This window comes from Bradyrhizobium sp. 22 (assembly GCF_000482425.1).
Taxonomy (GTDB): Bacteria; Pseudomonadota; Alphaproteobacteria; order Rhizobiales; family Xanthobacteraceae; genus Bradyrhizobium; species Bradyrhizobium japonicum_B.
Genome location: NZ_KI519399.1, coordinates 1,858,717 through 1,871,197 on the forward strand (window position 1 = coordinate 1,858,717; position 12,481 = coordinate 1,871,197).

At 59.5% G+C, this 12,481-nt stretch carries 16 protein-coding genes and 1 pseudogene; 12 read left to right on the forward strand and 5 right to left on the reverse strand.

Translation table 11 applies throughout. From position 1 onward, the window contains the following. Window positions 1–149: 149 nt before the first annotated feature. The 10 genes and pseudogenes from K410_RS0110145 (at window position 150) to K410_RS0110195 (ending at window position 6,785) form a co-directional block, all read left to right on the forward strand. Window positions 150–797 carry a hypothetical protein gene (locus K410_RS0110145; protein ID WP_028134733.1) on the forward strand — a complete coding sequence of 216 codons (648 nt, stop codon included), beginning with the start codon at window positions 150–152 and terminating at the stop codon, window positions 795–797. An 8-nt stretch (window positions 798–805) separates the two neighbouring features. Beyond that, window positions 806–1,321 carry a tautomerase family protein gene (locus K410_RS0110150; RefSeq protein WP_155253328.1) on the forward strand — a complete coding sequence of 172 codons (516 nt, stop codon included), beginning with the start codon at window positions 806–808 and terminating at the stop codon, window positions 1,319–1,321. Next, window positions 1,318–2,736, forward strand: a complete 1,419-nt coding sequence (locus K410_RS36740) for a site-specific DNA-methyltransferase (protein WP_245269351.1) — start codon at window positions 1,318–1,320, stop codon at window positions 2,734–2,736. The genes K410_RS0110150 and K410_RS36740 overlap by 4 nt, the downstream gene beginning before the upstream one ends. Window positions 2,737–2,831: 95 nt before the next feature. Then, complete coding sequence (locus K410_RS0110160) at window positions 2,832–3,086, forward strand: type II toxin-antitoxin system VapB family antitoxin (protein WP_028134735.1); 255 nt, start codon at window positions 2,832–2,834, stop codon at window positions 3,084–3,086. Continuing rightward, a complete protein-coding gene (locus tag K410_RS0110165) occupies window positions 3,083–3,478 on the forward strand; it encodes a type II toxin-antitoxin system VapC family toxin (RefSeq protein ID WP_028134736.1) in 396 nt (131 codons plus the stop codon). Before K410_RS0110160 ends, K410_RS0110165 begins: the two co-directional genes overlap by 4 nt. A 59-nt stretch (window positions 3,479–3,537) precedes the next feature. Then, entirely contained in the window at window positions 3,538–3,834 is a 297-nt protein-coding gene (locus K410_RS0110170) for a hypothetical protein (protein ID WP_028134737.1), read from the forward strand. A gap of 489 nt (window positions 3,835–4,323) precedes the next feature. After that, a complete protein-coding gene (locus tag K410_RS0110180; protein WP_028134739.1) occupies window positions 4,324–4,740 on the forward strand; it encodes a DUF5681 domain-containing protein in 417 nt (138 codons plus the stop codon). A gap of 249 nt (window positions 4,741–4,989) precedes the next feature. Then, a pseudogene (locus K410_RS36745) lies at window positions 4,990–5,136 on the forward strand (PIN domain-containing protein); the annotation flags it as partial. 153 nt (window positions 5,137–5,289) lie between these two features. Beyond that, window positions 5,290–5,886: a hypothetical protein gene (locus tag K410_RS0110190; protein WP_245269352.1), complete on the forward strand. Its 597-nt coding sequence runs from the start codon at window positions 5,290–5,292 to the stop codon at window positions 5,884–5,886. Window positions 5,887–6,035: 149 nt separating this feature from the next. Beyond that, window positions 6,036–6,785, forward strand: a complete 750-nt coding sequence (locus tag K410_RS0110195) for a hypothetical protein (RefSeq protein WP_028134742.1) — start codon at window positions 6,036–6,038, stop codon at window positions 6,783–6,785. A gap of 115 nt (window positions 6,786–6,900) precedes the next feature. On the opposite strand, the gene K410_RS39410 is transcribed toward K410_RS0110195, so the two are convergent. Next, entirely contained in the window at window positions 6,901–7,293 is a 393-nt protein-coding gene (locus K410_RS39410; protein ID WP_155253329.1) for a hypothetical protein, read from the reverse strand. A gap of 662 nt (window positions 7,294–7,955) precedes the next feature. Then, the gene (locus K410_RS0110205; protein ID WP_028134743.1) at window positions 7,956–8,219 is read right to left on the reverse strand and encodes a hypothetical protein; all 264 of its coding nucleotides are present in this window, start codon (window positions 8,217–8,219) and stop codon (window positions 7,956–7,958) included. Between the two features lie 526 nt (window positions 8,220–8,745). Here K410_RS0110205 and K410_RS0110210 point away from each other — a divergent pair. Further along, window positions 8,746–9,081, forward strand: a complete 336-nt coding sequence (locus tag K410_RS0110210; protein WP_349509795.1) for a hypothetical protein — start codon at window positions 8,746–8,748, stop codon at window positions 9,079–9,081. 66 nt (window positions 9,082–9,147) lie between these two features. Here K410_RS0110210 and K410_RS0110215 read toward each other — a convergent pair whose 3' ends face one another. Further along, window positions 9,148–9,885, reverse strand: a complete 738-nt coding sequence (locus tag K410_RS0110215; protein WP_049820009.1) for a metallophosphoesterase family protein — start codon at window positions 9,883–9,885, stop codon at window positions 9,148–9,150. 114 nt (window positions 9,886–9,999) lie between these two features. Further along, window positions 10,000–10,251 (reverse strand): hypothetical protein, encoded by a 252-nt coding sequence (locus K410_RS39415; protein WP_155253330.1) that lies wholly within the window; start codon window positions 10,249–10,251, stop codon window positions 10,000–10,002. Window positions 10,252–10,464: 213 nt separating this feature from the next. Between K410_RS39415 and K410_RS0110220 the strand changes: the two genes are divergently transcribed. Beyond that, window positions 10,465–11,895, forward strand: coding sequence for an undecaprenyl-phosphate glucose phosphotransferase (locus tag K410_RS0110220; RefSeq protein ID WP_028134746.1), 1,431 nt, complete (start codon window positions 10,465–10,467; stop codon window positions 11,893–11,895). Between the two features lie 42 nt (window positions 11,896–11,937). Here K410_RS0110220 and K410_RS0110225 read toward each other — a convergent pair whose 3' ends face one another. Further along, window positions 11,938–12,228 (reverse strand): hypothetical protein, encoded by a 291-nt coding sequence (locus K410_RS0110225; protein ID WP_028134747.1) that lies wholly within the window; start codon window positions 12,226–12,228, stop codon window positions 11,938–11,940. Window positions 12,229–12,481 lie beyond the last annotated feature (253 nt).

Here is a 12,481-nt window from a genome sequence, read left to right on the forward strand (position 1 = left end):
ACAACGGCTTAAATCGTGCCGGGCGGGCCGTCACGGCTCTGTTCATCCAGTTGGAACGCGTCAAGCAGGGACCCTGTTGCCGCCGTGGGGAGGCGTGTTGGCCCAAATAATGCTATAGTTGGGCGATACATCATTGTGGAGCCAAATCGATGCACCCGCTTCCCAAAAAGGTACAGCCACCTTCCCAGTTTGAAAAGCCCGCCAAGCAGCGTTTGCTCGAAAAGGCGGATGAGCTGTTTCGTTTGCTCGGGGTCAGGGTCGCTCCAATCTCGATCGCTCACGCGGCCCATACGAACATCGACACCTTCGCTAAATATTTCGGCCACGGTGAAGCGTTGGTGGGTCGTTTCATCAAGACGCTGATCGAGGAGTGCGAGGACTATTGGCGCTCTCTCGCCGCAGAACATCCGAACGATCCCGAGGCGCAGCTGCGGTGGTGGCTAGCCTTCGAAGAGGATCAAGACGGCTACATGATCCAGCCGCGGGTGTTGCTCTCACGCACTGCGGCCGAATTGTTCGAACCTCGTAGGCAGCAGCAGCCGCTGCTGCGGGAGATCGAGGAATATTGGCAGGCCGAGAGGCGGCGCGTGGTTGGACTGTGTCGGGCCGCGGGCTTGCGCGATCCTCTCGAGCTCGCAGACAAGCTGCTCTTATTGGTCCACGGCGCACGCAACGAACGGGGTGCTTACGGGCGCTTAACTCCGAGTCGCGTGCTGCAGAAGACCGGAATAGAGCTTATGGTTGCGCATGGCGCTTCTGCCAGGTCCGCCAGCGACGAGACGCCCAATCTGGATTGAAACTGAGCATGAGCAAGACCGATGACACCGCTGTGGTGGTCTTTACCTCCGAGACACGGCAGGAGATCCTGACGCGCGGGGGATCGCGGGGTTGGGTTCTCAGTCCCAAGAGCGTCGAGCACTGCCCCTACCTCGTTTGCTGCCGGCGACAGATCTGGGGCAACAAGGCCGAAGGCATTGCCCCTCGGACCGCATTCCTGGTCGGCCGGATATCATCGCTCACGCCGCTCGATGAGACGAAGAACTCGCGGGGACAGGCTCGGTTTCACATCGGGATATCGGAGTTCGCCGACGTTGCTGTTGATGAGGTCTGGCGCAAGGAGCTGCGCAACCCCGTCGCCTACGCCGGCCTGAAACAGCTGGGGATCCAGCTCAAGCGCTTGAAATTTCAGCCGCTCCCCGCAGCTCGTCCTGCCGGCTCTGTTACGGCGGGAGGAGGGTTGACGATCGCCGAGGCGAAGCAAGCGTTGGCGGCGACCTTCGGCGTGCGGCCCGAAGATGTCGAGATCACGATCAAGGGGTGATCGGGTTAACCAACGGCGCGACGGTAGTCCGGTTATCTGCATGTATGTTTGAAGTATATGGATATATTTTGTATAGTTCGGACCTGTCCTTTGGAGAGGTCTCAATGAGTGATTTTCGCGTCGACCATTTGCCCATTGCCGAGCTGAAGCCCAACCCGGCCAATGCCCGGCGGCATTCGCGCAAGCAGCTGCATCAGATCGCGGCCTCGATCCGCGAATTCGGATTCAACAGCATCGTTGTGGTCGACGAGGACGGCATGATCCTGGTCGGCCATGGCCGGGTCGAGGGTGCGCGGATGGCAGGGCTAGAGCGCGTGCCGGTGTTGCGGGTGGGCCATTTGTCGGCCGCGCAGAAGATCGCGTTCTCGCTCGCCGACAACAAGATCGCGCTGAACTCAGATTGGGACATGGACCAGCTGCGTGGGCTCTGGCGCGAGCTGATGGGTGTCGAGATCAATTTCGACGTGGAGGTCACCGGCTTCGAGACCGCCGAGATCGATCTGCTGGTGGACGGCGAAGCGGGGCGCGAGAAGCCCGACAAGAGCGATCTGGTTCCAGCCGTAGAGGCCGAGCCGGTCTCGCGTCTTGGCGATCTCTGGGTTCTAGGGGAGCATCGCTTGCTGTGTGGCGACGCCTGCGATCCCGCCTCCTTCGCGGATCTGATGGATGGCGACGAGGCGCGCGTGGTGTTCACCGACCCGCCTTACAACGTGCCAATCGATGGGCATGTATCCGGGCTCGGCGCCGTCAAGCACCGCGAATTCAAGATGGCTTCCGGTGAGATGAGCTCTCTGGAGTTTGCCGGGTTCTTGAGTGTGGTGTTCGGCAATATGGCGCGGGTAAGTGTGGATGGCGCGATCCATTTTGTGTGCATGGATTGGCGGCACATGGACGAGGTGCTGAAGGCGGCGGGCGGTGTCTATTCCGAGCTGAAGAATCTGTGCGTCTGGAACAAGAGCAACGGCGGCATGGGCTCGTTTTACCGGTCCAAGCATGAGCTGGTGTTCGTCTACAAGGTGGGGCAGGGGCCGCACGTGAACACGATCGAGCTCGGCAAGCACGGCCGCTACCGCACCAATGTCTGGGACTATGCCGGCATCAACAGCTTTGGCGCGAGCCGTGCGAGCGAGCTTGAAATGCACCCGACGGTCAAGCCCACCGCGCTCGTGATCGACGCCATCAAGGACTGTTCGCGCCGTGGCGACATCGTGCTCGACCCCTTCTCCGGATCGGGGACGACCATCATGGCCGCCCAGAAGTCCCGCAGGCGGGCACGCGTGATCGAGCTCGATCCGCTCTATGTCGACGTCGCGATCCGCCGTTGGCAGGCCTATACCGGGCAGGCTGCGACCATGGCTTTGACCTGTGAGACATTCGCCGAGGTTGAGCAGCGCAGGGCCGATCCACTCCAGTAGCAGGGCATTTGCTCGGCTCCGAACAAAGACGGGGCCATTCAGCCGGCTTGATCTGCCAGGTAGAATGGTATATCTATCTTGGTAGAAGGTGGATAATGAGCCTGAATATTAAGAACCGCGAGGCGCATGAACTAGCAACCGAGCTAGCGCAGCGGACTGGGGAGTCGCTGACCGCGGCGGTCACGAATGCGGTACGTGAGCGGCTGGAGCGGGTTCGCCGCGCGCAAGGTGCACGTCTGTCGGATCGTTTGTTGAAGATCGGCGAGGATTGCGCCAAGCACTTGAAAGAGCCGTACAGATCGGTCGATCACGGCGATCTGCTCTACGACGAGCGCGGACTGCCTCGATGATCCTCGATACATCTGCGCTCATTGCCATTTTGCGTGGCGAACCCGAAGCACGGCGCTGCGCGCTTGCGATCGAAGCGCATCCCATTCGGCGGATGTCTGCAGCCAATTTCGTCGAGGCAGCTGTCGTGATCGATGCCAGCCGCGATCCTATCGCTAGCCGCCGTTTCGACGAACTGGTGAAGGAAGCACAGATTTCGATCGAAGCTGTGACCGAGGCTCAGGCGCAGGTCGCGCGCGAGGCCTATCGCGATTTCGGGAAGGGCAGCGGCCATCCTGCCAGACTAAATTTCGGCGACTGCTTTGCTTACGCGCTCGCCAAAATTACTGGCGAGCCTTTGTTGTTCAAAGGTGACGATTTCATCCATACCGATATTGCTTCGGTCGACCCGTGACGATTTCCATCGCAACGGCTTCGGGCCCAGCTATATTCTATTAAACATTTGAGGTTGCCATGGGGCGCGGATTCCGCAGGTCGACAGACACCGAGGAGCAGATTGCGCGCAAGCGCAACCGGCTCGTTCTGGAGCAGGCGCGCGCCGTCGGGCTGATTGGCAGGGCAAAGGACACGCGCTTGTCTGTCCGGTTGCCGGCAGGCTTGCTCGAAACGGCAAAGAAGCGGGCTCACGTGTCCTCCGATACCCAACTCCTGGAGATCGCCTTGTCGCGTTTGGCGCTCGAAGACGATTTCGGGGCGCGACTTGGCCAGCGCAAGGGAAGAATCCCGGCAGAGATCGATCTTGCGATTTGATCTCCAGGGCTTTGCGGAGGCAGAAGCCGCACAAACGCCTGGAGCGCTCAACCCGACCCGATTGCGAACTTGCCTGGGCCTCCGACGAACCCTTGGTCGAAAGCGGGCTGGTGCTCAATGCCAGTGTTGTTCAGACAAGCCCCCCGGACGCCGTCGATAGATTGCTGACGTATCGCGCCTTCCATCATTTGGCCGTCTACCTTGCCGAACTAACTCTTGTCTTGGCAGCGCGTGGCGGCCTGCTCGCCAATTCGGCGGCTTTGCTTGCTCAACACCATTAATTGCGGTAAAAAGCTCTTGCCTCGTGCGAGAGCCGGGTTGGGTCCTTTTTGGGACTTTGCGTGATGCACAAACCCGGCATGTAGTGCGGAAATGATGGCGTGACGCCTGATGGGTCTGAATCTCTGCTTGCAGGGATTTGGTAACCGGAGGCCACGCCATTTTCATTTGCGCATGTCCTCCTGAATTCCATCATTCGAGGAGCACAACATGGCTCGTAATCTTAAGGGACAGTTTGCAAAGGGCACGTCGGGCAATCTGAATGGACGCCCGCGGAAGCAGCCGCACCCCATCTCCGACGACCAGGTTCGCCGCGATTTCTTCGATGCGGCAGAGATGCCGGTGGCGATAGTGGTGGGAAATAAGCGCGAATTCGTTCCAGCGCGCGTTGCGATAGATCGCCAGCTGGTGGTTAAGGCCGTATCCGGTGATATGCGCGCTATCTGCGAATATAATAAGAGAAAGGATCGGTTTACGCTTGAGCATGTCGAGCTCCAGCTGAAGAATCTTGAGGCCATCTTCGCAGCCGAAGACCGTATCCGCATGTTTCCCGAAGATATCACTGACGAGTTTAAGCGGCTCTTGGCATTGTTGCGAAAGAAGATTGATCCGGACTATTTGCCGTAAAGACCCCGGAAAAATCCAATCTAATGCTCGGGAGCGCCTCTTCGGCGCTCCCTTTTCTATTCCAGGTGCTACGCAGATGCGACAGCCTGGATGTACCACTTATCTTGACACTGCGCTTGAGAGCGGTTGTCCGCTCGATCTTGGCCTGTCTGAAGGGCCGTTCACTGGCGACCTGCGGGATGAATGAGAGAACATCGAGTGTACGATCCTGTCCCAGGTTGCAGGCCTGACTGGGGCGCTCACCTGCATCTCGTCGTCAAGGCCTGGGCGGCCGGAAGAGGCTTCCCTACCCCGGACGGCTACATCGCCGCGATCGCCGCCGTGCATGGGTTCGCCGTGGCATCGCGCGATACGAGTGCGTTCAATGCCGCGAGTCTGATGATCATCGATCCGTGGATGGTGGTCCGCTTCTTGGGGCTGAGCGGAACTCTGTCGTCGGAACTCCCGAGGGCGGCGTTTGACCCAAAGCGGACTTCGCTGCGATCCTCTTTGTTAGGAATTGCTGATAGCCTCTGGGGCTAACGAGCCGGGTTAATTCGAGGCTGTAGAATGTTAAGCGTGATGCGAAACGCCCCTGTAGGAGCGCTCATATACGAGTTTTTATTTGACGTTTATCGTCTGATCGAAGCAGAGCGGGGGCATAATCTGTGGCTCCCTGACGAAGATGGCGTGCTGCGCGAAGCCTTCTGCCACAACTCCACTAGCTGCTGGGAGTGGAGCACTTCCGTCTTGGAAGAGGCCGGCGTCACTAAGACGCTCCGATCGCCCCCGCCCGTTCTCAAGTTCATTGAGCCTGATCCGAACATGAGGAGTGCGTATAGCTATCCCTTGATGACCTTGGACGAGTGTCACGCCGGGGACTTTTCAGCGTTCGAGACCTTCGACAATTATTGCTACGCAATGTTCGCCTTCTGGCAACTGGTCGGTCAAATGTCGGGGCGCGACGATGCCATCAATCTCGCTGTTCTGTCTCCCCGCTTCTTGGAAGCGGTAGCTACCAAGGACGATATCTTCGTCTTTGAGGGCGTCTATCGCGTTAGAATTAGAGAGGATCGCTTCGAGAAAAAGGTGATGATGCGTTGGCGCGAGATGGACCTCCGCGTTTTTCGACGCAAAGAACCCGCGCGAGGTATGCCGCCTTCCTGAGGCGTCAGTTCCGCTGCTGACCCATTCCGGATTTCACGTGTTTATGGAAAATTGAGCATCGGTCGTGGCCAAGGTTGACGTGCTTCTCCTTATGCAACCAAAAGACGTTCGTAACCAACACCGAAGAATGGTTGAGGCGGAGCAGCCGCATGCACCGTATTTGGAAGGCCACGATCCTAGCGTTGCTTGCCGCCACGAGTTCAATATCAATTGCGCTGTGCGAAGAAGTGATCAAGCGAGCCCCGGACGGAAGATACCTCGTCGACTTGAATGGCGTGACCGTTGCACTGCCGGAGGAGGATCCAAAGGACCGGCAGACTGGCTTTTACATATCAACCCCGCCGGGCCGCAGCCCGATTCATTTCTATCTAGACGACCTTCTACATGACCCCGAACGTTTGGCGCCCAGATTGCGCTCGTCGGAATGGAGTTCTGTGAGCGTAGGCTCGTCGAGTGACCATCCGCGCGAAATCATTGGCATTACCGTGGCACGGGGAGTGAACCGGGTCGGTATCCTTGTTGGCGTGGATAAGAACTGCGAGTCGTGGCTGGCCGGCTGGTCCCGCCTTCGGGCCGCTGCTGTCGACTTGGCGCCCGACCAGTATGGCTGGACTCGGCAGGAGTTCTCGAAGAGCACCGGCGAGACGATGTTTATCAGGTTCCTGGACGAGGGCGACAGACGCACAGGTCGGTACTATGCAGTTCATTGCGCTTTCAACGGAGGATGTTCCACGCGGGCGTGTCGCAACGGGCTTACCGCTTGGATTGCGTTCTATTCCTCGGACAAGCCGCGAGGTGAGGACTACTCCGCGAGAGAGTTCGATGAACAGATCGCAAGCGGGAAGAGCGTGCTCGAGCGTTTGCTCGTGGACAGGTCTGTTGATCTCTCGCACCCTTAGTTGCCAAAGAGATTAAGGTCCGCTTCTGGCCCATAGCGGACCTTGACCGCTTTTGACCCAAATCTGACCCCACAAGCCAGTTGATGTGAGGCTTGCGATGATAAGCACAGCAAACTCACCGCTTGCGATTCGATCGCCAGCTCGCCACTCTCGCCTTCAGTCGCAAGGATCTTCGAACAGCCTCGTAGCGTGGCTCTGCTTTGGCAGCGTGGGGATCTAGGATCTTTCGTTCATCCGGCGCTCGTTGAGATGCGACGAACATTCCAACGATTGCACCAATGCCAAAACCGCCGAATCCGATGCCCACGCTCAGACCCCAGGCGACGAAAACGTCAAGGTCGCCGCCATGTCTTGGATCGAGAAATAGTGACAAGAACCTGAAGCTAGGAATGTTAGCCAAGGCAGCCAATGCCCAACCCCATGCGAGATGGCGCACAAAGAACTTTCCAAAGCAGAAGGCGGCTATAACAAAGCCCACTGCATTGTAGAGTAGGACAGTCTCGATCATTCCAATCCCTGTTGGATCGAACCTTAACATCGCGAGATTTTGTGAGCTTCAAATCTAGCACTTATCGACAAGATAAGAAGTAGATCTCAGGTCTCCTACCTATTTCCGTACTTGTTTCGGTCGGCACGACCGGCATGTCCGCTTCTGGCCCATAGCTGACCTTTACGGCGATGCCTGCTGAGGGCCGCTTGTGAAGACTGAACGGGCAAGGCTCCGCCTCTGCGCGGGCTAGTCAGGCTTCTATACACGAGGCCTAGTCGATGCTCTCAAGCATCCTCGCCGCTCGAGTGCGATGCACCCCTTTTCTGCATCTCCATGTCGCCCCCTGCTAGACGGTGGACCTGAAGCAGCCCTGTTCGACCCCTGTAACGACCCTGATCATCTCCTGTTCTTGATCCTGTTACTGGCGTCCCCTTGGCAGTGCAGGTGGCTCATAAACTGCTCAGATGTGGGCATTTTCTCCTGCATGTTGCCCGCCAGCGACGATATCGCGCATATTTATCAGGCAGATCAGGTTCATGAGGACGTGACCTCACCCTCTAAGCCCTCTTGCTGCCTAGTGAGAATCGTCTCATCGACTCATAGAAAAACCGCCGCTGCTGATTGCTCAGCATTGCGGCGGGCTGTCGTCGATTGATCGGTTAGTGAAGCGCTTCAGTTCGTCACCGCACGTACCAATATCCCCACCAGCGGTGCGACACCGGACGCGCCTGCGCCTTCAGGGCGGCGACTTCCTCGACCGGGCGAAGCTGGGGACCATAGATCGCGGGCGGGTAAACGTCATCCCACAGTACAACGCCGCCTTGGACGGCGGCGGCCCGGTGTGACGGCGCCAGCGCGAGCTCGGCGGCCGGTGCAACCGAGACGGTCACGGCGAGACCAAGAGCGGCCAGGGCAATCGATGGAATAAGAGCGCGGAAGTTCATTGGATTGAATCCCTCGTAATATGCGATGCGAAATAATGCGACGGGTTCCGGACGGTTGCAAGGGCATGGGGCCGACCGGTCGGCCGAAATTCCTGTTCGCGGGAAACCGCAGTCAGGCCTGCCCGACGGCAACGATGTTGGAGAGGCCGGGCCCTGCGCGGACGTCTCTCTATATAGAGTGCTCCTCATCGAGTGAGCTTGATCGCTGCGATCGATGCGCGCGAGATTGCGCCGCGTGCACGCCAGAGGTCAGGCATGAACAATCTTTCGGCGGCCGACGGGCAGCAGGAATCATGATGTCGACACAGTGCTCGCTCTTATAAGTTCTGGACTATCCAGGGCGACTCCCATGACTTCAGCATTCGTCTCCACTTTCATTTTCAGTGCCGGACTCATCTCGGGATACGCGTTGCGTGCTTGGCGTATCCAGCGAAGTCCCGCGGAATCATCCCGTGCCGCCTCGCGCCGAACGGCCGGTGCAACTCCCACCTCAACGTTCGGTCACGCCCGGCGAGCCTTTTAGGCCGTGTCCGATGCGCTGGCAGAACGCGTGATTTCACTGATACGAATGGGGCATGGCGAGATGAGCGAACCGAAGAGGGACGCGCCCCGGCGCTACATCGTGGATGGCGCGGGACAACGCGTGCTTGTCGGCCTGACGATCTCGGAGACGGCCGAGTTCGAAGCCCTCGATAATCCAGGCGCCCGCCTTGGCGCCGACTTCCTTGTCGAAGCGCGCCGTGTCCGTCAGGCCGGGCATGGCGAGCGTTGGCTGGAGCTCTACGTCAAGCACGAGCGCGCCTGGAACGATTGGATGGCCGAGACGCGTGCGCGGCTGCAGAAGCCCTGCTTGCTCAACTAGATCGGGCTCCGAGGTCCATTCGGCCCAGGAGCCGGCTTCGGCAACCCTCGGCAGGCGGTCGTCGTCTCACAGCGCGAGCATGCGGCTGCCCTGGATACTCATCAGGGTCAGGTTGCCGGTCGCATAGGCGCCGGTGTCGATGTTGACGCGGTTTGCCAGGAACTCGGCGCTGCGGACCGGCGTGTGACCATGCACGATATATTTGCCGAACTGCTGCTCGCTGCGCAGGAAGTCTTCGCGGATCCAGAGCAGATCGCGCTCGGCCTGCTCGGCCAGCGGAACGCCCGGGCGAACGCCGGCGTGGACGAAGAAGAAGTCCCCGCAACTGAAGCTCAGCCGCAGATTGTCGAGGAACTCCAGATGTTCGGTGGGCATTGCCCGGATCAAATCGCGCATGATCGATGCGGGCTCGTCGCGCTTCAGGTCCGGCGGGGGGAGCCCGTAGGACATCAACGTCTGCGCGCCGCCCACGGCGATCCAATCCTCGAACAGTGAAGGGTCCTCGAACACGCTGACAAGGAACGCCTCGTGGTTTCCCTTGAGGAAGACCGCGTTTCCACGACGGCTCCGTTCGACCAGGACGTCGAGCGTGGCGCGCGTATCCGGGCCGCGATCGATGTAATCGCCCATGAACACCTCGACCGCGTAGCGCGGCCGGCTGTGGGCAACGTCGGCGTCGATCACCCGCAGCATGGGCCGGAGCAGATGCGCGCATCCGTGAATGTCCGAGATCGCATAGATTCGGACTCCCTCCGGCAATTGCGGTTTGGGAACGGACGGACGTGGCCGGGCGAGAGATATCATGGCGCTCAATCGATCGGGTGGTCGAAAAAATTCCCCAAGTCGCCGGCACCCAGGAGCTTCCATGCAACGAACAGCGTGCATTCGGCGAGGCAGCGTCCCTGTTCTCCGGCTCGATCACGCCAAAAGAAGGGCGCGGCAGTTTTTGCCGACTGCCCATGCCGGCAACGCGAATGATCGCTCGGCCAGAATTGCATGCCTGCATCGAATTTCGCGGCGCACGCCCAGATAGAAATCCATCGAAATTCTCGCGGTCCGCCGCGGCGAGTCTGCATCGAGCAATTGCGTCGCCTGAAAGATGGGCGGAAAGACGCTCGCGCAACGATCAGCTGCCGCGCCGGATGTGGAACTTGATTCAAAATAGGGCAACGCGTTCGCTCCTATGTCATCAGTGTGACGACATTTTCAGCGCGACGAATTTCATCGCGCATTTCAACGCGGCACACGATCCTTGCGCCGCAAAAGTTTTGCGTGCAGCGCCACAATGTCGCTGCGATCAACCAACACTTTCCGTGCGGGGAAGTGACGAGTCTTCAGCATCACGATGAGCGTCAGGCACTCTCTCGATAGGCAGAGGTTCGAATGGCTGTTGCAACTTATGGTTCTGAAAACGCTCACACGCTGTCGTCGACGCGCGGTGGCTCTCTTCAGAGGCCATTTCAGATCGTCGTCATGGCGGCTGACTTTCTGCTGATCTTGTTGAGCTATGCCGCTGGGGCTTCGTTGTACGGCGCAGCCGTCGCTTCGCCCAATGACGGCGCCTCGGTGGGAGCAGGGTTGTTTGTCGGTGTGGTGTTCGTCGCGGTCGCCTATTTCCGGGACGTCTATGCCACCCATCGTCTGCTCAACGTCGTCTGGCAGCTTCGAAAGGCGGTGACGATCTGGCTGATGTCGCTGACGATCCTTGCCGTTGCGGCCTTCCTGCTGAAATCGACGGACAATCTGTCGCGCGGCACCGTCATCGTGTTTGCCGTGATCGGCGGGCTCGGCCTGATCAGCCTCCGCTTCGTCTGGCAGGCGGTGTTCGGCACCAGCTTTGCGCGAAGCCGGCTGGTCGACCGCAAGGTGATCCTGCTCAGCCTCAAGCCGCTCGACTTCACGTCGAGCCGCTTCAAGGACCTGCGGAGGAATGGCTTCGACGTGATGCGCCATTTCGTGCTCGGAGCCGATCGGGACGACGGCCAGTGGGAGCGCCAGATTCGTGACGTGATCCGTCAGTCGCGTTCGGCCGACGTCGACGAATATCTGCTTGCGATCGACTGGAACGAATTGCCGATGCTTCGCAAGCTGGGGCCGTACTTGCGCGCGGTCCCACAGCCCATACGCCTGCTGCCGGACGACCCGGTCGCTGATCTCGTGGCCCGTCCCTTCCTGCCGGTCAGTGGAACCGTCGCGGTCGAAATCCAGCGGCCGCCTCTCACCATTCTGGAGCGGCTGCAGAAGCGCTGCCTCGACATTGGCGTGGCCGTGTTCGCGCTGGTGATGCTGACGCCGTTGCTGCTGACCGTTGCCGTGCTGATCAAGCTGGACTCCCCCGGAAACGTCATATTCCGGCAGTCGCGCCGCGGCTTCAACGGCAGGCCGTTCGAGATCTGGAAGTTCCGAACCATGACCGTTTGCGAGAACGGCGAGACCATCGCCCAGGCAACCAAGCGGGATGCCCGGGTCACCAAGATCGGGCGCTTCCTGCGCATGACGAGCATCGACGAACTGCCGCAGCTCTGGAACGTGCTGCGCGGGGATATGTCACTGGTCGGGCCGCGACCGCATGCGCTGGCCCATGACAATTATTACGACGAGCTGATCAGCAAGTACGTCTACCGGCACCACATGAAGCCGGGCCTGACGGGCTGGGCCCAGGTGAACGGGTTCAGGGGTGAGACGCCGACGATCGATCTGATGGAAAAGCGGGTCGAGTACGACGTCTGGTACGTCAGCAACTGGAGCATCTGGCTCGACCTGAAGATCATGGCCCGCACGGCGTCCGCGGTGATGTTCCAGGAAGCCTACTGACTGCTCAATGGCCCGATGATCTAAAGCGGCAGGCGGCGGAGCTCAGGTTCCGTCCCGTGTCGATCCGCCGAAGAGCCGCATGATCGCATCCCGCAAGGCGAGCAGCGGCGGCACCAGCACGAAGAAAGCCCCCATCGCAACGGAGACGATGACGTGGCGGATCGAGAACGGTTCGTCCTGCTCGATCTCCCGCCGGCTCGGATCGATGGGCGCGGGCGAGAGTGTCGGCGCCGCCATCGGCTGTCGACGCGCCTTGCGTGGAGGAACCACGATCAACACGAACAGGATGTTGAGCAGCACCCAAATGGTCAAAATCGTGAGGACGATCAGCATTCCGAGCCCGCGGGAAAGGAACTACAAGTATGAGCCGAGATTAGCCTCAGGGAAGCCAGAAAGAAAGATGCCCAAAGTTTCGGCATTTTGAGGCCTCGAAGACCGGATTGTCTCGTCTTATCGATGAACGTTGGCCAATTGACGCACTGTCCTAGCCGTCGCCGTCTCCGTCAATCCTTGCTTTTGGCTAGAGCAATAACTGCAAGTTGTGGATTCCGGACGAATACGGAGGCCGGAGCAGGTCCGGTCGGCT

Coding starts and splice junctions, on each gene's coding strand:
- K410_RS0110145 (WP_028134733.1), top strand. CDS start 150: ATGCACCCGCTTCCCAAAAAGGTACAGCCACCTTCCCAGTTTGAAAAG.
- K410_RS0110150 (WP_155253328.1), top strand. CDS start 806: ATGAGCAAGACCGATGACACCGCTGTGGTGGTCTTTACCTCCGAGACA.
- K410_RS0110160 (WP_028134735.1), top strand. CDS start 2,832: ATGAGCCTGAATATTAAGAACCGCGAGGCGCATGAACTAGCAACCGAG.
- K410_RS0110165 (WP_028134736.1), top strand. CDS start 3,083: ATGATCCTCGATACATCTGCGCTCATTGCCATTTTGCGTGGCGAACCC.
- K410_RS0110170 (WP_028134737.1), top strand. CDS start 3,538: ATGGGGCGCGGATTCCGCAGGTCGACAGACACCGAGGAGCAGATTGCG.
- K410_RS0110180 (WP_028134739.1), top strand. CDS start 4,324: ATGGCTCGTAATCTTAAGGGACAGTTTGCAAAGGGCACGTCGGGCAAT.
- K410_RS0110190 (WP_245269352.1), top strand. CDS start 5,290: ATGTTAAGCGTGATGCGAAACGCCCCTGTAGGAGCGCTCATATACGAG.
- K410_RS0110195 (WP_028134742.1), top strand. CDS start 6,036: ATGCACCGTATTTGGAAGGCCACGATCCTAGCGTTGCTTGCCGCCACG.
- K410_RS39410 (WP_155253329.1), bottom strand. CDS start 7,293: ATGATCGAGACTGTCCTACTCTACAATGCAGTGGGCTTTGTTATAGCC.
- K410_RS0110205 (WP_028134743.1), bottom strand. CDS start 8,219: ATGAACTTCCGCGCTCTTATTCCATCGATTGCCCTGGCCGCTCTTGGT.
- K410_RS0110215 (WP_049820009.1), bottom strand. CDS start 9,885: ATGATATCTCTCGCCCGGCCACGTCCGTCCGTTCCCAAACCGCAATTG.
- K410_RS0110220 (WP_028134746.1), top strand. CDS start 10,465: ATGGCTGTTGCAACTTATGGTTCTGAAAACGCTCACACGCTGTCGTCG.
- K410_RS0110225 (WP_028134747.1), bottom strand. CDS start 12,228: ATGCTGATCGTCCTCACGATTTTGACCATTTGGGTGCTGCTCAACATC.